This is a genomic window from Spirosoma oryzae, from assembly GCF_003002825.1.
Lineage (GTDB): Bacteria > Bacteroidota > Bacteroidia > Cytophagales > Spirosomataceae > Spirosoma > Spirosoma oryzae.
On sequence record NZ_PVTE01000022.1, the window covers coordinates 31674 to 55294 of the forward strand.

The window sequence follows — 23621 nt, forward strand, 5'->3', positions numbered from 1 at the left end:
AAGACCGTTCATGTTTTTTTGGCAAGTAAGGCTCAGTCGTTGAGCAGTTGTGTTCTTGCCTTTTCCCAGTTTCGGAAAACCTGCTGATAAGCCCGACTACGGGTCGGGTCGGGTTGAATCGTATCGCCAAATGAAACGCGATCGGCCGCTTCGTCCAGCGATTTTGCGAGTCCCAGCGCTTTGCAAATCAGCAAAATTCCGCCCATCGACCCACTTTCGTTACTGGTATTTAGTCGTACCGGAATACCCGCCATGTCGGCTAGCATCTGCACCCACAGTCGCGACTGGGCAAAGCCGCCGTTTGCGTGAATCACCCGCGACGGTCCAATCTGCCGGGTCAACAGTTGATTGATACTAAGCAGATTGAACAGGACCCCCTCCAGCGCGGCCCGCACGAAGTGAGCCTGTGTGTGTTGAAAGTCAATGTTGAGGTAAGCGCCACGGGCTGCGGCATTCCACAGCGGGGCGCGTTCGCCCTGTAGATACGGCAGAAACAGCAAGCCATCGGCACCCGGCGCTATTGTTTCGGCTTCGTCAAGAACGGCCTGCGTTTTTTTCTGCACCAGCTGCTCGATCCACTCCAGCACGTTACCACCGTTATTGGTCGGGCCACCAACCACGTAATGGTCTTTGTCGAGCCAATAGCAGAACAAACGGCCGTGGGGATCACGGAGTGGTTCTTTAACGGTTTGCCGAATGGCTCCGCTGGTACCGATTGTCAGGGTTGTCACGCCCGGTTTAATCCCGCCCGCACCCAGGTTAGCCAGACAGCCATCCGACGCGCCGATGACCAGCGTCACGTTCGCCGAAAAGCCAAGCTGCGCGGTATCGTCGTTGATTTGCAGGGGCCGTTGCTGTGTCGTTGGCACAAAGGCCGACAACTGATCGGTGCGAACACCGGCAAACGCGATAGCCTGCGGAGACCACTGCTGTTTGGCGGGATCGAAAAGACCTGTGGCCGTAGCCATCGAAAAATCGATTTCGAACACGCCAGTCAGCCGATGCCACAAATACTCTTTGATCGAGCCGAAGCGTGCAGCCCGACGTAAGAGCCGGGGGTCGTGCTGTTGCAACCACGCCAGCTTACAAAGCGGAATCATCGGGTGAATGGGCGTACCGGTTTGCTGATAGATGGCGTCGCCCAGTGCTTTCTGGCTGGTGCGTAGTGCATTCGCCTGTTCTTCGGCCCGGTTGTCAGACCAGAGAATGGCATGGCTCATGGGCTTCCCCGCATTGTCCATTGCCAGCAGACTATGCATGGCCGTGCTGAACGCTACATGTGAAGCGGTGTGACCCGCTCTTGCCAGTTGCCGGTTGACATCCGCCATCACGGTTACCAGGGCATTCCAGATCGCCGTCACATCCTGCTCAGCCTGACCCGGTTCGGGGTTTATCGTATCGACGCTGGCTGACGCGTGTGCCAGAATGGTATTCAGGTCGGATGGTAACAGCGCAAGTGCCTTAACGTTGGTTGTCCCTACGTCGACCCCAACAAAACAATCCATAATAGGTGGGTTTATTTAGTAGGTAAAACAACTCTTTTCCGAGCGTTCCGGCTGGCGAAGTTTATTAAAAAACACGACCAAGCTATCTTTGTCCATGCGACTTCTCTGGCTGGCAGCTCTTCTTCTGACGTTACCGCTTCTGTATCATGCTTGCCAGTCGTCCTCGACTCACGACACAGCTGATCCCCCCGCCCCACCACAGCCAACCACCTTGACGGGGCAACAACTGGCACAAACCTACTGCACTAGTTGTCACGCTTTCCCCGCTCCTGCCTTACTTGACAAAAGAACGTGGCGGCTGGGTGTACTGCCACAAATGGCTCTTCGCATGGGACAGTCCACGCAGCAGATGCAGGCGCTGGGGCAGTTCAGCGATCAGGCCGAACTAACACGCATTATTGACGCCAGCATTTTTCCAGAGCAGCCAACACTGGCATCCACCGACTGGCAGAAAATTGTCGACTATTATACGACGCAGGCTCCGGACAGTCTCCCGGCTCAGCCGGCGCATAGCCCCTTACGCACAAACCTGTCGCTATTTCAACCTGAATCGTCACCCCGGTCAGTTGATGCGCAGGTTACGCTGTTGCGCTACGATTCGTTAGTTAATCGCGTCTGGGCAGGTACACAGCGAGGGCAGTTAGTCGCACTCGATCAGTCGCTTCGACGTATTGACTCCATCCAGTTCAGTAGTCCACCGGTTGATTTGCGCCGGTCGAAGAATGGAATGCTCGACGTCTTACTGGTTGGCTTGCTGAATCCAAACGATCGACTGACAGGTAGCTGGGGACGGGTTGATACACAGCGCAAAACGGTGACGCCACAAATTCAGCAGCTCAACCGACCGGTGCAGGTAACGACAGCCGACCTGAACCGCGACGGACGGGACGATCAACTCATCGCCCAGTTTGGGCACTACCTGGGTAAACTAAGCTGGTTCGAGCAAACAAGTAATGGTTATCGGGAACATATTCTCGATCCGGTACCGGGCGCGCGACAGACCCTTGTTCGTGACTTGAACGCGGACGGCTGGCCCGATATACTGGCGCTGCTAACGCAGGGCGACGAGCAGATTGCAGCCTACTACAATCAGCACGACGGTACATTTCGCAAAACTGTACTGCTACGTTTTCCACCAGTGTATGGCTCCAGCTTCATTGAACTGGCCGACATCGACCAGGATGGGGCACCTGACCTGATCTACACCAACGGCGACAATGCTGATTATTCAATCATTGCCAAACCCTACCACGGCGTTCGCATTTTTCGCAACGATGGCCACTTTCACTTTAAACAGCACTGGTTTTATCCGCTCTACGGAGCCACGCAGACGCTGGTGCGGGATTTCGACAACGACGGTGATTTAGATATGGCAACTATCGCCCAGTTTCCCGACTACGACCGGCAACCAAACGCCAGTTTCGCCTATTTTGAGAACAAAGGTAACGGACAGTTTTTACCACAAACCTTCGTAAACAATAGCCGGGGGCGTTGGCTGACACTGGAAGCCGGCGACATCGATCAGGACGGAGACCTCGACCTGCTATTGGGGTCATTCTTCCGCCCCACTCACCCACGCCACGCCAACCTGATGAATCAATGGCGACAACCCGGCGCGGGTATTTTATTATTGCGAAACAGGTTGCATTGATTGTAGCCTAGACCTCCAGGTCTGGTAGCCGTCAGGCTAACTTTAGCCGCTGTCGCGTCTACCAGACGTGGACGTCTGGGCTACACACTAAGGTACGTAGGTTTCGAGCACGGTCATGTCGCCGTCGGGGACGAGGGTTACCTGCTGCACGGACGCGGGAATCAGCGCGCACTGCCCCATTTTCAGCGATACGTGATAACCGCCTTCGGCTTCGATGGTCAGGCCGCCACCCACACAAATCAGGATAACGAACGAATCGATCTGGGTGTAGTCGTGCGCTACTTCCTGGTTGAAGGTCAGCACATTGGTTACGAAGTAATCGCTCTTGACGGCATTAACGCTGGCGTTTTCTTCCGATTTGTACTGCGTTTTGTACTGATCGTAGTGGTGATAGTCGATCGCGTCGACTGCCAGTTCGGTATGCAGTTCACGCTTTTCACCCGTCGTCTGATCGACACGATCGAAGTCGTAAATACGGTACGTTGTGTCGGAGGTTTGCTGAATCTCAGCCAGCAGCAGACCCTTACCAATGTAGTGTACGCGACCGGCAGGCAGGAAAAAGACGTCGCCGGGTTTGGCTGGTTCAATATTCAGTATGTCCTGAATGGTATTGTCGGCAACGGCTTGTACGTACTCTTCTTTCGACACTTCCCGGTTGAAGCCCGAATTGAGTTTAGCGCCTTCGTCGGCCTGCATGATGTACCACATCTCAGTCTTGCCGTAACCGCTGCCACGCTGTTTGGCCAGCTCATCGTTGGGATGCACCTGAATCGACAGGTCGTCGTTGGCGTCGATGAATTTGATGAGCAGCGGGAAGCGATCGCCGTATTGTTCGTAGACGTGCTTACCAACCAGTTCGTCTTTGTACTGAGCAACCAGATCGCGCAGCGACTTACCTTTCAGGTTGCCTTCTTTCACCACCGACACATTACCTTCGACATCGGAGACCTCCCAGGTTTCACCGCAGTTTGGCAGCGGAGCGAAGTCTTTGCCCAGTACGGTTTTTATCTTCTGGCCACCCCAGATTTTGTCTTTGAAAATGGTATCGAACGTCAGCGGATACAGCATTGATTGAATTGATTGTGGCTTTGCAGCCGTTATGCAGGTTATTTCTTCGCTAATTAACCGCAAACCCACTAAACTGTCTACAGATTTTTATCAGACAGGATTACAGGATGGACAGGATTTGATAGCCCACGAATGTCACGGATTGGGTAGATAAGCGCTGATTAGGGCGCTCGTTTCAGCGATCTACTGACTTGTAGAGTCAGGGAGAACCCGACTGCTAAAGAGTGGACCGGAACGCGGCTCAACCGAGTGTCTCCCTTCGGCTAATTTCCGCTTGGATACCCTTCAACTTTTTTGAATGACGGGAGCCAACAAGTAGGGCAACACCCATCAGAGCGACAGGCAACAAAAATCCTTTGTGAGCAGCTGACCATACAGCGATACCGACGATGAGCCCAATGAGAAAGGCAAACGGAATACGCTGCCCTTTCGCTTTTTTCTCTTCCAGCGCTAACTCGTCTAGCGTCATGCTGGTGTAATCTTTGGTTGGAAGCATATTACTGGTCAGGTCAAACAGTTTTATCTACTGGCACATTTCCTACTCTGGATTCAAACTCACCAGCCGGGAAGTTCCTTGTCATTACCGTATTTCAACAGCTTACTTCGTCTGTTTCAGCAGCCAGGTCGCCAGGTCTTTCCCGGCCTGGAAATTCTGGTACTCGATTGGAATTCGACGTCCGTCGGTGTATTCGTTGTAGAGCCACGGATCACCGATGGCAAATACGATACCCTTCCCTACTTTGGCCGTCGCCATAATCACGGTATTGCCTTTCAATAGGGCGGGTTTGGCAGGAGCGGTTAGCGTTAAGGGCGATAGTTCCTTGACGTAGATTGTCGAGACGTGCGGAAAGATCGGGTCGTTGGCGGGAATTGTCAACTTTCCATCCGACCAGCGCGTACCCTGCACAGGGTTGACCTGCTCATAGCCAAACTGCATACCAAACCGCTTCGCCAGTTGGTTGAAGCGGGGCAACTCGGCATTGGCGGAGTCATTGGCCATCAGCACCAGCACGCCCCCCGCCCGCACCCAGGCATCCAGTGCATCGACGTCAGCAGGTTGAACGTAGTTTGGTTTGGGCGTTTCCTTCGGCGTATCGGGGTCGACGATGATGTACACGTCCTTACCGTTCAGCGTCTGGGCCGTCGGTGCGTTGGGCTGCGTCACGGTAGTAGCACCCAGCTCCCGGAATGTCTTGCCCCATAGCCAGAAGCCCGAGTGCATCCGGTCGTTCCAGAGGTAGTGGAACGGCTCCGGACCGCTGTCGCCTTTGCGGGTTTCATTGTTGAAGTACGTATCGACGGCGACGGTTTTTCCCCGACCCAGCGGGTATTCATCGACCATCTCCATCTCGACGCTCGCCATGATAAACGGCCCCACTCCTTTCAGATCGTTCTGCCGGATCGGCTCGCTCAGGTAATAGGCATAGCTACCGTCCCGGTACGGACTGCCCCCCAGTCCGCCAACGCTGACGGTACCGTTGAGTACGGGTTGCTGACTGGCCGGATCGGTCGTGACAAACGTTTTCAGAATCCCCTGATAGCCTTTCGTAGCGGCCGACAGCATGGACGCAGGCAGATAGCCCAGCCGGACGCCTTTCGCCAGCGCATATACAAACATGCTCGACGCCGACGCTTCTACGTAATTTTCTTTTCGACCAGCCTGATCGGTAACCTGATACCAGGCACCGGTTTTCGGGTCCTGGTAGCGTACCAGCACAGGCATAAGCCGCTGAAAATACCGCAGCAGATCGGCCCGGCGGGGGTGGTTTTCGGGGAAGTAGTCGAGCACATCGACCAGCGCCATAGCATACCAGCCCATGGAACGGCCCCAGAAGCTGGGCGATGTACCTGTTTTTGAATTCGCCCATTTCTCCTGTCGGCTCTCGTCGTAACCGTGGTACAGTAAGCCGGTTTTCGGGTCGATCAGGTGCTGCTCGATCAGGGCGAACTGATGGGCAATATCGTTGAAATGGCGATTGGCCGAATCGGGCGAGCGGTCGTACAGTTTCGTGTATTCGGCGTAGAACGGCTCCGCCATGAACAGGCCGTCGAGCCACATCTGGTTCGGATAGCGTTGCTTGTGCCAGAATCCACCTTCCTTCGTCCGGGGTTGCCGCGCCAGCTGGGCACGGAGCGTGTCGGCGGCTCGTTTGTAGTTCTCGCGTCCCGGCTGCGTCTGCTGGGCCAGCATCAGCAACACCCGTCCCGTCGTGATGTTATCCAGGTTGAACTCATCCATCCGGTAGGTACGAATCGGCCCGTCTTTACCGACATACCGGTCAATGTCGTGCAGGATGTAGTCGTAGTAATGACCGTCGCCGGTACGCTCCCAGACCCGCTCAATCGCATTCAGCACCAGCCCCTGTTCGTAATCCCAACCGGCGGGCTTATTTTCTTTTACCGCAATCGAGTCGGGATATTTTTTGATGACGGCATCTGCCATCCGCACCGACCAGGGCTTTTCGGCAGGCGACTGTGCCCGGACGGACACGATGGAAGTGGTTAGCAGTGCAGCAAGCAGCAACGGGCGGGGTAATCGAAAGGGCATAGGTATGTGGCTTTTGGTAGAAAGCGGAAAAACCCTCATTTCTCACAAGTGGTATGGACAGGATTACAGGATTCGATGGCACGCGGATAACACGGATGGAGCGAATGATCACTGATTTTGATTCTGTCAACAGAAAGAATCTGCGCTTATTCGCCAGAATCTGCGTCATCCGCGTGCTATAAAATCCTGTCTATCCGCCCGGCGGCCCGGCTGTAATCCTGTCTATACAACCTGTTCCAGCATTTGAATATAGCCCCGGACACCCTCGCCCAGTTCGCGGAGGTACAGAAATTCGTTGGCCGAGTGCGACCGACCGGAATGACCGGGACCACACTTCAGTGAGGGACAGCTGAGCACCGCCTGATCGGACGTGGTGGGTGAACCGTACGTGTGCCGTCCCAGAGCCAGGCCAGCCTGCACGATAGGATGTTCGACGGGAATACTCGATGGCGTCAGCCGGATCGACCGGGGTTTTACGTCGGAACGAATATTGGTCCGGATAATGGCAATGACTTCTTCGAGCGTGTATTGTTCCGTGACGCGCACGTCGACGGTGAAGGTACAGGCATCCGGGACGACATTATGCTGCGTACCGGCCTGAATGATCGTCACCGACATCTTGATAGGCCCCAGCGTTGGCGACACCCTGGGAAACTGATACGTACGTAGCCAGTCGATGTCCTGTAGGGCGTGGTAAATGGCGTTATCTCCCTCATCGCGTGCGGCATGACCGCTGATGCCATGGGCGGTGCAGTCGAGCACCAGCAAGCCTTTCTCGGCGATGGCCAGTTGCATCTCCGTTGGTTCGCCCACGATAGCGAAGTCGATGGTTGGCACATGCGGCAATACCAGTTCCAGTCCGTCGCGCCCCGATATTTCTTCTTCCGCGCTGGCAATCAGCAGGATGTTATACGTCAGATCCGTACGATCGTAGAAATGGAGAAAGGCTGCGATGAGCGACACCAGGCAACCACCCGCGTCGTTGCTGCCCAGCCCAAACAGTTTGCCGTCCTGCTCCAGCGGAGAAAAAGGGTCCAGCGTCCAGGAGGTGTTGGGTTTTACCGTATCATGGTGGGAATTGAGCAGCAGCGTTGGCTTGGCCGGATCGAACTGACGATTGACGGCCCAGACGTTATTTTTCAGCCGTTGCGTCGGCACGTCGCGCTCCCGAAGAAACGTTTCGAGCCGATCGGCGGTGTGGTTTTCGTCGCGGCTAAACGAAGGCGTAGCGATGAGCTGTTTGAGCAGCGCCAGCGCATCGGCCGCCAGCGTATCGACGTCGGTAGTGAACAGACTAGGCATGCGGGGTAGCTAGTAAATGCGGGGTAAAGATACGCGGGAACGCCGTACGGGTCAGGCCTGATAGAATTTCACATCGCTGGCCCGCAGGAATTCCTTGATCCGGTCGACGTGCACGCAGATGCCCACTTGCAGAAACGGATAGTTCGACACCCGGCTCCGGCGGTTCTTCACGAGCACTTCCTTGTCTTCGATATCCAGCCCTAAGTGCAGTTGATCAGTCGCCGACTGCAAGCCATAGATCAGGCCGTTGGTATCGAACAGCGGACCGCCACTCTGCCCTACCAGACCGGGCGTACTCATCTCGATCTCGGTAATGCCGCCCTTGTTCCGCAACAGCCGCGTAATCATTCCGTCGCTGGGAAACGACATGTAGCGGGGGGGCTCGTCGGTCCAGACCGCATCGTCGGTGTAGCCGTCGTACTTGAAGTTGGAAAACTCCGGAAAGGGAAAACCCAGTCGGCACAGCGTACGACCGGGCCGGATGCGGACACTATCCTTCAAAAACGTAGCATAGGAGGTGTACAGTGGCCGGGCGTAGTTTCGAAAGCGGACGATGGCCAGATCAATGTGTTCGCTGGGATGCAGGATAATCGTGGGTTCATCGCCCCCTTCCACGCAGTTGATATACGCGTGGTGCAACTGCTTGATCGTATCGTCTTTGATACCGTATTGATTCTGTAGATCGCGCTGAAGCCGTGCCTTGTCGGGGTGATTTCTGAATTCCGCTTCCTTGCCCTTGTACAGCTTGTAATTCCGGTTGATTTTAGCCGATCGCTCGATGTTGACCGCCACGTGTCGGCAAGTCAGCGCATCCCCCAACTCGTTGATAAAAAACAGGGTAGCACTACCTGGCACAATAGGGCCGTACCCGTGTAACCGGGCGATGGAATGGATAGGGCGGGTAAACGATTTAATGCGCTCGATGGCATCAACAAACATAAAAGAACGCGTATAAGTATCGGTGAGTATAATGGGCCTGCAATATACACACGGCTTGCCGTTGAACCGGCTCAAATGCAGAACTGATCATATACATAATCGCAGCATTAGTCACCCCAACCCCTGAACTGGTATAAAAAATCCCCTGTCGACAGGGGATTCTCGTATCGGTAGGTAGCGCAAACAGCGAATTAGATCTTCGTTACAGCAACGTCGATACGACGATTGCGCTGACGTCCTTCGGCATTGTCGTTGGTGGCCAGCGGCTGCGAATCACCATATCCCTGCGTTGTCACGCGGTCGCCTGAAATACCAGCCGTTACCAGTGCCGTACGGACCGAAGCTGCCCGATCGCGCGAAAGCTGGAGGTTGGTATCGGCATTGCCCGTGTTGTCGGTATGCCCTTCCACTTTAATGGTCATGGTCGGATAGGCTTTCATGATCTCGACCAGGTCGTTGACGTTCTGCTGCGACTCCGCCGTAATCTTCGCTGATCCGATGTCGAAGGTCAGGTTTTCAAACGTGAACGTACGGTCCAGACGCTGGGGCTTGCTGGCCAGGAAGCGAGCCAGTCGACCATTGAACGACCGTTCTGCCAGTTTCAGCTTACGGCCACCCGGCAGTTCAACCTGGGTAATCACATCAGCGACATTGGCTGGTTTGTCGTCGCGTATGCCGAGCGCACCGGGCGCGGTGGAATCAGCCACCTGTCCGTGTGATTCCAGCACACTGTTTTTCGTAGCGGCCGACGTGTCTTCAACCGCATTCGGCTCAACCCGCGCCGTACTGTCGGTACTGACACCGTCGACGCTGTTCTGATTTTCGCTGCATTTCTGCACGATCAGAGCCGCCACCAGAATGGCCATCAGCACCATAGCCCAGCGTAACCAGCGAACGTTCTCGCGTTGCCGGTCACCGTCGGGACTTTTGGGTATGTTCGGATTCACGACAGTACCGCTGAAGTTATCGGCTCCCTGTACGGCCGTTGGCGGGCCGGCGGGTGTTTCGAGTTCGTCGAAGTCCAGCAGGCTACCCACACTGGCGAGACCGGCAGGCAGAGCGGTGCGAAACAGCGTAGCCTGCCCTTCCAGCAGCGTTTTGAGGCTGTGCGACGTCAGTCCTTTCTCCTGCTCCTGCCGACCCAGCACCCCCATGAGCACCGATCCGGCCAGGCTCATCACGACCCGCACCGATTCCGCGCGGGCTCCGCTAAACGTACCGATCAGTTCCGTCGTCTGATTTAGCTTGTCGCCGAATACGGTTTCCAGAAAGTCACGCCCAGCCGACGCTGTTTCGATGGTTTCCTGGTGCGTATCGGTAACCTGCCCTACGTCGAAGGGTGTTTTGCCGTAGTCGCCTTTTTCCAGGAATGAATATACGGCGCTGGCACCACCTGATGCCTGCACGCGACGGGTCAACCCACCCAGCAAGGTTGGGATAACACCCTGCACAATTTTGGCAACACGTTCGGGAGGTTCGCTCAGCTCAGTACTAAGCTGATCGATAACACCCGGCGTAAACTGATCTTTCAGGTAGGAAACGAGGTGAACGGCCATGATAACGTCGAAGAAGTATACGAATCGTTTGTAACGAAAAAGGAGTGAACGAGTCGATTGCCATTCGGGCTACCGTTCGTTCACTCCCTACTTACTCAATTCAGGGCCGTTTTGTTATAACTGCGGGATGCGCAGCACCTGATCGGGATAAATCTTATCGGGATCAGACAGCATCGGCTTGTTGGCTTCGAAGATCACGCCGTACTTCATCGGATCACCGTACACTTCCTTGGCAATCTTCGACAGCGAATCACCCGATTTAACAGTGTAGAACTTGCCTTCTGGGGCGGGCTCATCAACCGTCAGTTGGTTATCGACCGAAGTTACGCCTTCCACGTTGCCGACAGCCAGCGCAATTTTTTCAGCGTCTTCCTGCGACTTCACCGAACCGGTCAGGGTTACGACATCACCTTTGGTCTTCACCGTCAGGGTTTTGTAAGCCAGGCCCAGTCGCTTAACGTGGTCAAGAAGTGCCTGCGCTTTCACAGGTTCAACTTTTTCAGCCTGAGCAGGGTCGGCAGGGGCATCCTTGTGATCAAAGATTTTTTCGCCTACGCCTTTGAAGAACGACAGTAATCCCATTGTATTAGGTGGTTTAATGAAACAGATAAAACTGGCCGGTAAATACGAAAACTACCGACGGATAAACAACCGGCCGATTTCCTGAATGTTCAATTTTTGAGTCATCGGTAAGCTATCGTTCGACGAAAAACTTCAGTCGTTCAACACAAATAGCGCCGTTCTGACGTTTGACAGCTAATCAAGTCGTATCCTATAACTCATTTTCGCGCACTACTTATGAAAAACGTAACACTCGCAGTATTGGCGCTGCTGGCTGGCTCGGCAGCCATGGCACAGTCTACAATTGAAGGAGGCATCAAAGGGGCCGGCACGTTTACCAACGGCCATACAACCATACCGCCAGTTGCCATTTCGACGATAGCCACCGTTCCGCAAATTGAAAACAAAGGCAACGGCACCGGTACCGGCTACTCCTTTGGTCTGTGGGGACGGAAAAACTTTAACTCGTTCTACGTGCAGGTCGAGGCTACCTACAATAACTACAAGCTATACCAGAAAGCAGACCTGACCATCCCGGCCGGACTCGCCTTTGCGCTTGCCGGTACGTCACAGCCATCAGGTATACCGGCTAACACGCCAACGGGCATTGCCATCACGTCCGAGTCGATCCTGGAATCGGTCAACGTACCGATTCTGTTCGGTAAGCGATTTGTCAACGACCGGGTTCGGGTTTTCGTTGGACCAAACCTGCTGTTCACGACGAAAGCACAAGCTACCCGTAATACAACAGCGACCATTGGCAACACCAGTTTGGCTTTTCCGCAAACGACGTCGGATTTAAAAAACCCCAACCGGCAGGACCCCACACAGGTGGCGCTGGAAGTGAAGCCATTCACGTACGCGGCTGAAATCGGCGTCGGCTACACGCTGGCCCGCATCCTCGACATCGATGCCCGATACGCGGTTCCGGTCGGTGGGATTTACAAAAACAAGGACATCAAAGGCTATCTCGGCATCGCTTCGCTCTCACTGGGTCTGAAGCTTTTCTAATCGACCTTGCACTGACCATACCGGGCCGGTTGTCGGTAGTCTTCCAAGGCTGCGGGCAACCGGCCCGGCCGTTATTCGGCTTGTAGCTGGTAGTTCAGCCCCGATGGACGGAGCCGGTAACAGATACGCCGATTTGTACCGGTGGGCCGGGCGTCACTATTGTTGATCGTGTAGACGGGAAATTGACGACACAGCGACTGTCTGGTTGTCCAGAGCGTATCGAGACCCATGTAGCCCGCGCCGGGGGCCGCCCATTGTACCGTCGTAATCGTGGCCAGCCGTTCGGGCAGAAACTGCCAGCCACGCACCCGACCGGCCAAACCCGCGTTTGTATCGGTACTGTACAGATACAGTTCGGGCAGTCGGTTTCCGTCCAAATCGCCGACTTCGGCCCCGGTCAGTCGGCCGCTTACGGGTTGTGAAAAGCGGGTCAGCAACAGACTACCCCGGTAGGCAGCCACCGTTACGGTTTGAATCGAGTCGGTATCGATTGCTTTCACGACGAAGGTGTAGACATTGAATCGTACTGTTTTCTGGAACGGGGGCGACTCCTGCTGCGTGATTGGGGCGGGAACAGCGCTTGCTCCGCTTAGGTGCAGCAGCAGAAAGAGTAGCCAAACGTTCATGTAGTATATGGGTCAAATAGGCAACTATCTAACTAACCAGCGCAGCCGGGTACAGGTTTTGAACGGACGTAAGCGATCCGACGGTATACCAACGGCCTTACCCATAAAGCCTTATTTTTGCACGGGTCTTACCAAGGCCCCGTTTGCACTATGCCCGTTACAGATGCCAATATACTACTCGTCGTGGCCGGTCCGACTGCCGTCGGCAAAACGGCCCTCTGCGTCCGACTAGCCCAACAGCTTGGTACAGAAGTGGTCTCCGCCGACTCCCGGCAATTGTATCGGGAGTTATCCATTGGCACGGCCAAACCGACGCCTGCCGAAATGGACGGTATACCGCACCATTTTATCGGCTCGCACCACATCACAGACCCGGTCACGGCGGGGCGTTACGAGCGGGAGTGTCTGACGCTACTGAATGAGCTGTTTACCCGGCACCGGGTCGTGATTTTATCGGGTGGAACGGGCCTGTATATCAACGCTGTCTGCTTCGGGCTCGATGACATGCCGCCGGTCGACGCCACATTACGCGAAACACTCCGACTCCGGTGGCAGCAGGACGGATTGGCTCCTTTACAGGAACAGTTACGGCAACTTGATCCGGTCTACGCGCAAACGGCCGATCTGCAAAATCCGGTCCGCGTAACGCGGGCGCTGGAAGTGTGTCTGGGTACGGGTTTACCCTACTCATCGTTCCGGCAGGACAAACCGGCTGACCGGCCGTTCAAATCGGTACTCGTAGCCCTCGACCGCCCCCGACCGGAACTGTACGCCCGCATCGACACCCGCATGGATCAGATGCTGAGCGATGGTTTGCTCGATGAGGTGCGTAGTCTGTACGACTATCGGCAGTTGCCTGCCCTCCAAACGGTAGGCTATCAGGAGGTTTTCCCGTACCTCGACGGCACGTACGACTACGACGAGATGGTTCGGCTACTGAAGCGTAACTCCCGGCGTTACGCAAAACGACAGCTCACCTGGTTTCACAATCAGGCCAACTATCAGTGGTTTGCTCCGGATGAAGAAGCGGGGATTCGGGCTTTGTTAGAAGAAAGAGAATAGATAAGAGAAGAAAGAGGAAAGAGGAAAGAAGAGAGACGCTGGCGCAAACCAGTCTCTCTTCTTTCATCTTTCCTCTTTCTTCTACGCCATCCAGAAGACTTACTGCGCCCGGTAAGCCAGCATGCCGCCCGTCACGTTGCGGACGTTGGTGAAGCCGTTTTCTTCCAGCAGTTGCTGCGCACGGGCACTACGGGCACCCGACCGGCAATGCACGATTACTTCTTCGTCCTGCAAACCGTCGAGCTGATCGAGTTCGTAGGGCAGATCGCCCAGCGGAATCAATTTGGCACCGATGTTATCGGCTTCGTATTCGTTCGGCTCGCGCACGTCAATCAGGTTCAGTTGCTCCCCTTTGTCGAGCCGTTCTTTCAGTTCCTGTACGGTAATGTCCATTGGTTTTTTCGGTTAGATGCGACGGGAAGGTAACACGGTGCTTCCTGGCAAGGTGCCCACCACCCCTACTTTTGTAACGACCCGAACGGGTATGTGCTGCGCGGGCAACGTCGTCGGTCAGGCCGGCAAATATACACTGAACGTTGTACCGTGGTTTAGCTGGCTCGCTGCCGTAATCGCCCCGCCGTGGTTGGCAACCACCTTTTCGCAGATGGCCAGTCCGATACCCGTTCCGCTAAATTCGCGCCGGCTGTGCAACCGCTGGAACACCTGAAAAATACGATCCAGGTACTTTTCTTCGAAGCCGATCCCGTTGTCGATTACATCGATCTGATAGTAAGCCGTTGGCTGACGAGCTATCCGGACCGTGCCGGGTATAGCAGCAGCCGCGACGAGCCGACACTGAACGCGGATGTGCAACGCCGTATCGGCCCGGCGAAATTTGAGCGCGTTACCGATCAGATTCTGAAACAACTGCCCCAACTGCATGGCATCTCCCGTAACTGTGGGGAGTTCATCGACCTGGACAGTAGCCTGCGCTTCAGCGATACTCACCTGTAAATCATCCAGCACATTACCGACAACCTGTGCCAGCGGTACCGGCTGATTTTCGTCCTGACGGGTTGAGATGCGCGCGTAGCTGAGCAGGTCTTTGATCAGCGTCGACATTCGCCCGGCAGCCGACTGCATGCGCTCCAGATAATCAACGGCTTCTTCGGAAGCGCCGGCGGTTCGTGCTTTCAGCAGATCGCCAAACTGCTGAATCTTGCGCAACGGCTCCTGCAAATCGTGGCTGGCGACGTAGGCAAACTGTTGCAGGTTTTCGTTCGACCGAAGCAGTTCCTGGTTGGCCGTCTGCAAGGCATTCGTTAGCTGCTGCTGGTCCAATTGGGTTTCCTTCTGCTCCGTAATGTCATTGATAATCAACAGAAACCCGTCGTACAGCTTTTCGCCTAACAGTAGTAACCATTTATTTATGACGTTGTAGTACCGCTCCCGCTGAAACGACTCCCCACGCTCTACGACACCTTTGTAGTAATCGAACAGCGATTTATCTTCCGCATCAAACCGCGCCCGAAACGTCTGCCCCTGAATCGTGGCAGCTGGCGTTCCGAATAATCGCTCATATTTCGGGTTGAAAAATACCGCTTTGAAATCAACGATTTCCCCCGGCGTTCCGTCGGTCGTCGGCTGCCGAATCGCTTCGTAGGCAATTACCGCATTGGGGGTTGTTTGCAGCAGCTGATTGAAAAACGTTGCCTGCTTGCGTTCGCTGATCTGCGTCCGTTTCAGCACCGATATGTCGACGAAACTGACAACGACAGCATCCTGATATTTTACGACATTGATGTCGAACCAGCCCCGGATACCGTCGGCAAAGTAAGGTACTTCCAGCAGACGCGCCGGTTGCCCACTTTCCAGTACGGTTCGGTAAAAGGCCAGCAGGCCACTACTCTCTGCCTGCGAAAAATACGTCCGGTAACTTACTCCGATCAGTTTCTCGGGGTGTTTACCCATTATGGCTGCCCCCGCCGGATTGACGTAGCTGAAGCGAAAATCCAGAAACGTACCGGCCGCGTCGCGTACCGCGTCGAACACACAGACTCCCGTCTGATTACTGTTGATAATGTATTCGAAAAGTTGCGCCTGCCCGGCAGCACTTGATGCATCCATAACGAAGCGGATTCCAGTACGCTAACTACATAACCTATAGGTGTGGCACTACCGGTTCCGGCAATCGTATACCGGCCAGCTTCCGACCGTCTGTCCTTGTGCAGAGTACGCCTGCACCGGTCGTTGGCGCAATCGACTCAATGCTGAAGAATCAGTTTCTGCGTGACCGTCTGCCTGTCCGTCGACAGCCTGAGCACATAAAAACCACCGGGGAGCTGACTCAGATCGGCGGTTTGCTGCCCCCGCCCCGGTTCGATTCGCTGGATGAGCTGCCCGCTGCTGCTGACTACGTCGATTTGCCGAAGCCGTGGATTGTCCCAGCGAATTTGCCCGGTTGTGGGGTTTGGGTAAACAGCCAGTAGCTCCAGTTGTTCAGGCTCCTCGGCGGTGGGTGTCGTGTCGATCTTCCCCCCCATGACAGGCCGGATCATGAAGACCCCATTGAGCGCAAGCGACGGCGAATTCGGATTCAGGTTCTGCTCCCAGCTGGCTCCTCCATTGTAAAACAACTGATTACCAAACGGGCTGTTCTTGTCGAAGCCAAGCCGGAAGATGGTCGTATCGACGCTACTGATCTGTTGATAACCGATGTAAAACGTGTCGCTGACGGCAACGCCTTTGGTAAACATAAAGTCAACGAAACCGTTCCGGGTAGCGGGGTACTGCGTCGTGAATGTTTGCTGGTAAACCGGATTTCCCGGCCGGCCGTTGGCGTTACTGTACACGAACATGGAGAACAGCTGCCCGGACTGATTGGTCCGAAATGGTACGATACAGGCTCGGAACCCGGCCAGCACGTCCGGCTTGCTGACCACAAAGCGTACGGCCCAGCGTTCGCGCGGCCCCACCTGCACCCCGTACTCCCAGGTACCGTCGTCGTAGGCGTAGTAATCGGCCAGCGTTGTACGGGCCGACAGCGTATCGTTCTGGCGCAGGTTCACGCCCGGTATCGACGGGTTCTGATCATCGGTCGTAAGCACGTTGAACGTATAGCGCAGCACCGCCGAGGTCGACGTGCCAAAGCTGAGTATCGGTAGCGGTTGAGCCGCCTTGCGTTGCGAGCTCAGCGAAAGGATCTGTTCGGATTTATTCTGCGGTGTGTCCTGCAACAACCGACCCGACACCTCATCGCGCACGGTAAAGCGAAAGGTGGTGAAGTTAAAGTTGTTGAACAGATTGTTGATATCCGTCCGTACGGAGTCGGCCATTTCAGCCGCCGGGTTCACGACGTACTGCGAGAGCGGCATGGCGGTGTAGCGCCGAAGCAGTGGCGTCAATGCCTGCCGCATCGCCACATCACGCACGAACCGATCGTCAGCGTTACGATTCTTATTTAAGTAGATGTAATCGATGTTCCAGGTGTCAAACGGACCCGATTCTCGTCCGTACGAACGAAACCGGAAGGCAAACCCGGCATGCATGTAAAGGGAGGTATCAACCTCAATAAAGGCCTGCGCAAAGTTGTTGCTGGGAGTACCGCCTTCCTGCGTCCAAACCGTTTTCCAGACGCCACTACGAAGAAGAAACTGTACCGTCAGCGAATCGCCGGGATCGGGTGCTTCACCCAGCCCCCGGCTCTGCCAGTAGAAGCTCAGGTACGCATTATCCGCTTTAGTCAGCCCACTCAGGTCGATGGGTAGCGATGTTAGTGTATCGGTATACCCCTGTGCCAGCTGATTGTTCTGCACGTAAGGCTTGCCGTTGGCATTCAGTCCGTCGAACGAAGCAACACCCACCGTAGGATGGTTGACCGCCATCGTGTTGTTGATATACACACCACTGCCCGGTTGCCAGCGGTCCGAACTGGGCTTATCGATACCGGGGTAGCCCGCTGCGGTCGAAAAATCCTCGAAAAAGGGAAGTTGCAGTGGCGTCTGCGCCCGGCTGGTCGTCAGGCTTAGCCCGATTAGCAGGAGTAGGAGCCCGGCGCGAATCCAGCTCGGTATGGATACAGGTAGCAGACACTTCATGGAACAGCGGTGACCGGGTGGGGTCGTGAACAGGTGCTATTGATTTGATTCGATGGGCCCCACCACCCACAGGTCCATCGTCTCGCCGACGCGGATGCGTTCGCCGGGCCGGGCTTCGGGCCGCTGGCGTACCACCGTTCCGACTTCCTTCTCGGGATCGTCAACAGAAATTTTCGTGCCGATTTTCAGGTTGGACCCCCGAATTGCGGCTTCGGCCTCGTCGAGTTGCAGCCCTACAACGTTCGGAATGTCGAACATCGTATTCCCCAGCCCATCGCCGATCTCCAGATCGATCTTCGAGCCTTTGGGTATGGGCGTACCAGCCGCAATTTCTTTTCCGTTGTACAATTGCCGCAGCACCGAATTTTTAGCCACGTCGGGCACGTAGGTCCGTTCGCCTTCCTGCAAGCCCATCGACTCCAGCATCCGCACGGCACTCCGGTCGATCATGTCCACCAGCGACGGCATGGCGACCATGGGTGCAACACGCTTGGTTACTTTCAGGTAGATTTTGCGGTCTTCCTTTACTTTCGCGTTGGCTCGTGGGTACTGCTCGATAATGGTCAGCGGCTGCGCGCCGGCCACAAACGTACAGTCGGTAACTTCGTAACGCAGGTTGCGGTCGTTCAGAATGTTCCGCATCTCGTCCATGCTCAGTTTCGACACGTCGGGCACGGTAATCGTCTGACCGTGATTGGTCGTATACGGCAGGTAAACAAAGAAAAAGCCCAGAAACAGCACCGCGATAACGGCGACGATGATACCGACCTGAAGGAGCAGATCGATGAATGAGCGGGTACTGATTTTAGCCATTCAGGTTGCCAGTGCGTGAATACCGACCGTTGAGCCGGGGTAGTATGTCTCAAAACTAACGAGAAACTACCGCCCTCAACGATAGCCCGCCAGCATTTTTTTGATGTACTTCCCCACGATGTCGAATTCAAGGTTCACCGTATCGCCCGCTTTCAGGGTTCGAAAACCGGTATGTTCGTACGTATACGGAATGATCGTTACCCGAAAACCGTCGGGGTGTGCATTAAAAACCGTCAGGCTGACGCCGTTGATACAGATCGATCCTTTCTCGACAGTTACGTTGTCGGCGACAGCAGGATCGTACTGGAAATCGAACAGCCAGCTTCCATCCATATCCTGCACATTGGTACAGGTACCCGTCTGATCGACATGGCCCTGCACGATGTGTCCGTCGAAGCGGCCGTTGGCGGGCATACACCGTTCCAGATTCACCAGATCGCCGGTTTTCAGCAGGCCCAGATTGGTTTTTTTCAGTGTCTCATCAACCGCCGTAACGGTGTAACTCCCGTCGGCAACGCTCGTCACGGTCAGGCAAACGCCGTTATGGCTAACGCTCTGATCGATTTTCAGTTCGGCGCTGATAGCGGCTTCGATGCGAAACGTCAGGTTGGTTCCTTCTGCTTCAATACCCGACACGACGCCGGTTGTTTCAACTATACCAGTAAACATAGGATTGTTTTTGAATTCGACGGTCTGCGCATATGTGTAGCCTGGACCTCCCGGTCCGGGTGGGCGCGATAGCGACCAAAAAGCTGCCGCATGACGTAGTTGCCCTGACGGGCACCCGGACGTGGACGTCCAGCCTACACATATCCTTACAGCCGTTCTCCTGTCAGGAACAAGGAACTGCCGAAGGGGGTTCGGGGCAGCAGTCGGTTTTCCATTTGGGCGATCCGGTACAGCGTTTCGTTGACCCAGCGGCTGGGTAGGTACACGTCGGAACGAGCGGCATTGGATTTGCGCCCAAGCGCCAGTTCCAGTCGCTGGAGCAGCCGCACCGCCAGAATCGGTATCGACAGCACCAGGCTCCAGTACGTCGACTGACGCAGCCGGAGACCAGCGGGCGGAAACAGCGGTTCCAGATCGGCCCGAACAAACCGGCGTTCACTCCCGACAGCCAGATCGTGCTGACCCCGGAATAGAGCGAACGCGTTGTTGTTCGTAACGAATACGCCACCCGGTCGCAGCCGTCGGGCCAGCCGTTGCAACAAGATCGGTAGCCGTTCGGGGGCGATGTAGCAGAACACGTCGTTACAGATTACGGCATCGAACAGGTCGGTTTCCGGTTGATCGGGCAAATCGTTCAGGTTCAGCAGCGACACGTTTAGCCCCCGCTCATGGCAAAAGGTAACTGCATCAGCCGACCCGTCGACACCGGTCAGGTTCGTGTAGCCCCGATCGCGGAGATAGCTTAACAACCCACCGGTACCACAGCCCGCATCGAGTACACGGATGTCACGTCGGTCACCAAACTGAGTCGTCAACACAGCGGCAACGCGCTCGTGCAACTGCCGGTACCACCAGAGTTGCTGTTCGACCTGAAACATTTTCTGATACTCATCCGTCAGACCGATCATTGCAGGGAAGAAAGAGAAAAGAGGTGAGAAGAAAGTGAAAAGCGACAGATGAAAAGGCGTCTGCTGGATAGGGCAACTCGTATCTTTTTTCTCACGTCTTTCTTCTTTCGTCTACCCCCGAATCGGACCGGATAACAAACGCGGGTAACCCGCTCTGACTCATGAACAGCTTGCCAAGGTACTCCCCAAGCACGCCCAGAAACAACAGTTGTACCCCCAGCCCCAGCAGGACCATCCAGCCGACGAGCACCCAGCCCGCTACGCCGGCATCGCGACTCAGCCCGGCGATGAGCAGGACCAGCCCCAGCAGACCAGCCAACAGTGTCAGGCCCAGCCCGAAGCCCGTAAACAGGCGAATAGGCCAGAGCGAATAGCCGATGAACACGTTGAGAAACAGGCCAACCAGTTTGCGGGTCGTGTAGCCCGACTGCCCTTCCGAGCGGGCCATGTGGGGTACGACGACGCTCGTTACGTGCCGGGTGACCCGGAAAATCAGCCCGTCGATATACGGGTATGGCCCCTGATACCGCACGATTTCGTCGACAACCTCGCGCCGGATCAGTTTGAAACTGGACAGGTACAAATCACGCGGTTTGCCCAGCGATGCCGTCGTCAGCGTGTTGACCAGCCAGCTACCCAGATTGCGAAACCAGTGGTGCTGTTTCTGCGCATACCGGCTGTACACCACGTCGTACTGCCCCACAACAGCCGCGTCGAGCAACGTCAGAATGGCTTCGGGCGGGTTTTGGAAGTCGTCATCGATAATTGCCGTGTAGGCCCCCCGTGCGTAGGTAAGCCCGCACAGCACGGCGTTAAATTCACCGAAGTTCCGACGCAGCGTAATCGCCCGTACGGTCGGATATTTACCGGCAAGCTGATCGCACACCAGACCGGACCGGTCGGCGCTACCGTCGTTGACCAGAATGACTTCCAGCAACCGGGTCGACAGGCAATCGTGCAGCCGGTCGATCAGCGGTCCGATCGTCTGTTCACTGTTATAGACGGGGATTACGACGGTCAACTCCATAGGTACGCTCAACGACCACCTGCTTTTCCGGATAGTCGGGCGCAAAGGTACCAGCCGTGACACTATGGGGCGAATGCGGCCTGTAAAAAAACGTTTATCTCGTTTACGAGTTATTGTAAACTCCAGCAGCTACGTTTGCTGCTCCGACTAATCAGCATAGCGTCTGCATGGGCAATTCAAGCCAGGTTCGTATCTCTTCTTGCCCAACGACCGATTCCAGTGCGCTTGACATTGCCACCGACCGAATTGATTACGCCATCCGGGCTGAACGCACTATCTGCGATTTGCTGAATGAATCCGTCGATCTGCGATTTGTCGACGTCGATTCGTCGACAGCCCGGCTTTTGGGCGTCAATCCTCGGGTACTCCTCAACAGACGCTACACCGACTTTTTCGACCCGTCAGCCTTCAACGAGTTGCTCAATCGTTGTCTGACGGTTTTCCAATCGGGACAACCGCAGCGCTTTCCGGTTTCCTCCGCCGATTTCGACGGGATTATGCGAACGTACTGCGTATACGTCGACCGACATGAGCACCAGATTCACCTCCACTGTGAGGACACAACCGATACCATCGCTGGTAGTCAGCTGACGCTTACGGATCTGCTGAATACGCTACCTGACGCGCTTTGTCTGCTCGAACCAACGTTTTCTGACTCATCCGAACAGCGCCAGATCATCAACTTTACCTTCCGTTTCGCGAACCGGTCGTTTGAAACCGTGTGGTCCCGGATCGGGACAACGCTGCCGGGCAGTCTGTATTTATCGTCACCCATTCACTCCGCCCAACCGGCCCTGTTCACTCACTTGAGCGCGGTGGTCGCCACGGGGACTGCGTACGAAGGCGAACTGCTCGTCGGTAATGGGACGCCAACAAACTGGTATGCGACGCAGATCAGCCGCACACCAGCCGGCAGTGTCGTCATGACACTGCACAACAGTTCGGCGGTTCGCGCGGTACTGACGCGGGCCGAAACGCAAAATCAATCGCTACAGGAAGCCATCCGAAACCTCGAACGGTCGAACCTCGATCTGGCGCAGTTTGCACAGGTAGCTTCCCACGACTTGCAGGAACCACTACGGAAGATACAGGTATTCAGCGATTTACTACAGAATCAATTTGCCGACAGTCTGTCGGAAGGAGAGCGTGACCTGAGCAAACGGCTGCAAGTATCGGCGCACCGTATGCAACAGATGATTCGCGATCTGATGAACTACTCCCGGCTTACCAGCGACAAGGCTTCTTTTGGGCCAATCGACCTGAACGCCGTCGTTGCCGACGTACGTACGGACCTGGACATGCTGATCAACGACCGGAAGGCGGTAATCGACGTGGCTCCGTTGCCGACCGTTACCGGCAATTCATCGCGGTTGCGGCAGCTGTTTCAGAATCTGATCGCCAACGCACTCAAATTTCAGCCTACCGGTCAGCGACCCCACGTTCGGGTCAGCAGTCAGCGCATCGACCGAGCTACGTTACCGACAACGCTCAAGCTACAGCCCAACCGCGATTACCACCTGATCTCCGTCTCGGATAATGGAATCGGTTTCGACGTAGAGAAGTACCGGGCCAAGCTCTTCCGCTTGTTTCAGCGACTGCACGAACGTAAGTTCTACGAAGGAACGGGTATCGGACTCGCTGTTGCCCAGCGCGTTGCCGAAAGCCACGAGGGAACCGTCGATGTGCGGAGTACCCCCGGTCACGGCAGCACGTTCGACGTGTACCTACCCGCCTGATGTTCGTTGGCTATACCGCAGCAGTAGCCTGCGTTTCCGCAAAAAGCTGCTGGTAGCGCTGGAAAGCGGCTTCCGCCCCCGCAACCACGGCGTCATGCCGCTCGGCGGGTACGTCGCTCAGCAACTGGCTGAATGCTTTCCACTGGCGGCCGGTGTCGGCTCCGTAACCAGCGTAGAAGTGCATGGTACCGCCCAGACTAGTCACGGCCGGATTCGTTTTGAGCAGCGGTCCCACCTGCGTCACCCCCAGCATCGAACCTTCACTTACGTAGGCCGCCCCCAGCAGCGCATCGACCGACCAGTCGCGCATGCCTGTCGACTTCGCTTCGGGTAGGGCTTCCTGCGTAACCACCAGATCAGCCAGTAAGGCCGGCGTCTTCCGGCGACTATCAGGCTGGTAAGCGGCAAAGAAGTCCGGATGCCGGTCGATGGCGGCTTCCAGATCGTGGTGAAACAGGTAATGAATACGCAGCAAATGGCGATACTGCTCGGCCGTTAGCTGACCGGCCAGCATGGTTTTGGTATACAGGCGTTGTTCGACGGCGTCATGGAGCGCCTTTGTCTGCGACCGAAGTCGGGAAGCCAGTTCGTTCACAGGGTAA

21 protein-coding genes are annotated in these 23621 nt (G+C 55.6%); 4 read left to right on the forward strand and 17 right to left on the reverse strand.

Annotated features, from left to right (window positions below; genetic code table 11):
• Positions 1-32: 32 nt before the first annotated feature.
• Positions 33-1505 carry a gluconokinase gene (locus CLV58_RS21135; RefSeq protein ID WP_106139826.1) on the reverse strand — a complete coding sequence of 491 codons (1473 nt, stop codon included), beginning with the start codon at positions 1503-1505 and terminating at the stop codon, positions 33-35.
• Positions 1506-1833: 328 nt separating this feature from the next.
• Between CLV58_RS21135 and CLV58_RS21140 the strand changes: the two genes are divergently transcribed.
• On the forward strand, positions 1834-3156 hold the full coding sequence (locus CLV58_RS21140) for an FG-GAP repeat domain-containing protein (RefSeq protein ID WP_170108751.1): 1323 nt from the start codon (positions 1834-1836) through the stop codon (positions 3154-3156).
• 87 nt (positions 3157-3243) lie between these two features.
• Here CLV58_RS21140 and CLV58_RS21145 read toward each other — a convergent pair whose 3' ends face one another.
• From CLV58_RS21145 to lysM, 7 genes are all read right to left on the reverse strand, one after another.
• Entirely contained in the window at positions 3244-4224 is a 981-nt protein-coding gene (locus tag CLV58_RS21145; protein ID WP_106139828.1) for a type I phosphomannose isomerase catalytic subunit, read from the reverse strand.
• 241 nt (positions 4225-4465) lie between these two features.
• Complete coding sequence (locus CLV58_RS21150; RefSeq protein WP_106139829.1) at positions 4466-4720, reverse strand: hypothetical protein; 255 nt, start codon at positions 4718-4720, stop codon at positions 4466-4468.
• Between the two features lie 102 nt (positions 4721-4822).
• A complete protein-coding gene (locus CLV58_RS21155) occupies positions 4823-6772 on the reverse strand; it encodes a glycoside hydrolase family 88 protein (protein ID WP_106139830.1) in 1950 nt (649 codons plus the stop codon).
• 222 nt (positions 6773-6994) lie between these two features.
• The gene (locus CLV58_RS21160) at positions 6995-8074 is read right to left on the reverse strand and encodes a M20 family metallo-hydrolase (RefSeq protein WP_106139831.1); all 1080 of its coding nucleotides are present in this window, start codon (positions 8072-8074) and stop codon (positions 6995-6997) included.
• Between the two features lie 51 nt (positions 8075-8125).
• Complete coding sequence (locus tag CLV58_RS21165) at positions 8126-9013, reverse strand: S1 family peptidase (RefSeq protein WP_106139832.1); 888 nt, start codon at positions 9011-9013, stop codon at positions 8126-8128.
• 191 nt (positions 9014-9204) lie between these two features.
• The gene (locus tag CLV58_RS21170) at positions 9205-10569 is read right to left on the reverse strand and encodes an OmpA family protein (RefSeq protein ID WP_106139833.1); all 1365 of its coding nucleotides are present in this window, start codon (positions 10567-10569) and stop codon (positions 9205-9207) included.
• Positions 10570-10683: 114 nt separating this feature from the next.
• Entirely contained in the window at positions 10684-11151 is a 468-nt protein-coding gene (gene lysM, locus CLV58_RS21175; RefSeq protein ID WP_106139834.1) for a peptidoglycan-binding protein LysM, read from the reverse strand.
• Positions 11152-11367: 216 nt separating this feature from the next.
• Here lysM and CLV58_RS21180 point away from each other — a divergent pair, with 216 nt between their 5' ends.
• Positions 11368-12141 carry an outer membrane beta-barrel protein gene (locus CLV58_RS21180; protein ID WP_106139835.1) on the forward strand — a complete coding sequence of 258 codons (774 nt, stop codon included), beginning with the start codon at positions 11368-11370 and terminating at the stop codon, positions 12139-12141.
• Positions 12142-12212: 71 nt separating this feature from the next.
• Here the strand turns inward: CLV58_RS21180 and CLV58_RS21185 are convergent, their stop codons facing one another.
• The gene (locus CLV58_RS21185; protein WP_106139836.1) at positions 12213-12767 is read right to left on the reverse strand and encodes a hypothetical protein; all 555 of its coding nucleotides are present in this window, start codon (positions 12765-12767) and stop codon (positions 12213-12215) included.
• A 150-nt stretch (positions 12768-12917) separates the two neighbouring features.
• Here CLV58_RS21185 and miaA point away from each other — a divergent pair, with 150 nt between their 5' ends.
• On the forward strand, positions 12918-13829 hold the full coding sequence (miaA, locus tag CLV58_RS21190) for a tRNA (adenosine(37)-N6)-dimethylallyltransferase MiaA (protein ID WP_106139837.1): 912 nt from the start codon (positions 12918-12920) through the stop codon (positions 13827-13829).
• A gap of 99 nt (positions 13830-13928) precedes the next feature.
• On the opposite strand, the gene CLV58_RS21195 is transcribed toward miaA, so the two are convergent.
• From CLV58_RS21195 to CLV58_RS21225, 7 genes are all read right to left on the reverse strand, one after another.
• The gene (locus CLV58_RS21195; RefSeq protein WP_106139838.1) at positions 13929-14222 is read right to left on the reverse strand and encodes a rhodanese-like domain-containing protein; all 294 of its coding nucleotides are present in this window, start codon (positions 14220-14222) and stop codon (positions 13929-13931) included.
• A gap of 117 nt (positions 14223-14339) precedes the next feature.
• A complete protein-coding gene (locus tag CLV58_RS21200; RefSeq protein WP_146141496.1) occupies positions 14340-15896 on the reverse strand; it encodes an ATP-binding protein in 1557 nt (518 codons plus the stop codon).
• A 137-nt stretch (positions 15897-16033) separates the two neighbouring features.
• Complete coding sequence (locus CLV58_RS21205) at positions 16034-17866, reverse strand: T9SS type A sorting domain-containing protein (RefSeq protein ID WP_106139839.1); 1833 nt, start codon at positions 17864-17866, stop codon at positions 16034-16036.
• A 36-nt stretch (positions 17867-17902) separates the two neighbouring features.
• Positions 17903-18679 (reverse strand): PASTA domain-containing protein, encoded by a 777-nt coding sequence (locus tag CLV58_RS21210; RefSeq protein ID WP_106139840.1) that lies wholly within the window; start codon positions 18677-18679, stop codon positions 17903-17905.
• Between the two features lie 75 nt (positions 18680-18754).
• Positions 18755-19348, reverse strand: a complete 594-nt coding sequence (locus CLV58_RS21215; RefSeq protein WP_106139841.1) for a riboflavin synthase — start codon at positions 19346-19348, stop codon at positions 18755-18757.
• A 146-nt stretch (positions 19349-19494) separates the two neighbouring features.
• Positions 19495-20256, reverse strand: coding sequence for a class I SAM-dependent DNA methyltransferase (locus CLV58_RS21220; protein ID WP_106139842.1), 762 nt, complete (start codon positions 20254-20256; stop codon positions 19495-19497).
• A 91-nt stretch (positions 20257-20347) separates the two neighbouring features.
• Positions 20348-21283, reverse strand: coding sequence for a glycosyltransferase family 2 protein (locus tag CLV58_RS21225; RefSeq protein ID WP_106139843.1), 936 nt, complete (start codon positions 21281-21283; stop codon positions 20348-20350).
• Between the two features lie 167 nt (positions 21284-21450).
• Here CLV58_RS21225 and CLV58_RS21230 point away from each other — a divergent pair, with 167 nt between their 5' ends.
• Positions 21451-23019, forward strand: a complete 1569-nt coding sequence (locus CLV58_RS21230; protein ID WP_106139844.1) for a sensor histidine kinase — start codon at positions 21451-21453, stop codon at positions 23017-23019.
• Positions 23020-23029: 10 nt separating this feature from the next.
• Here the strand turns inward: CLV58_RS21230 and CLV58_RS21235 are convergent, their stop codons facing one another.
• Complete coding sequence (locus CLV58_RS21235; RefSeq protein WP_170108752.1) at positions 23030-23614, reverse strand: biliverdin-producing heme oxygenase; 585 nt, start codon at positions 23612-23614, stop codon at positions 23030-23032.
• Between the last annotated feature and the right edge of the window lie 7 nt (positions 23615-23621).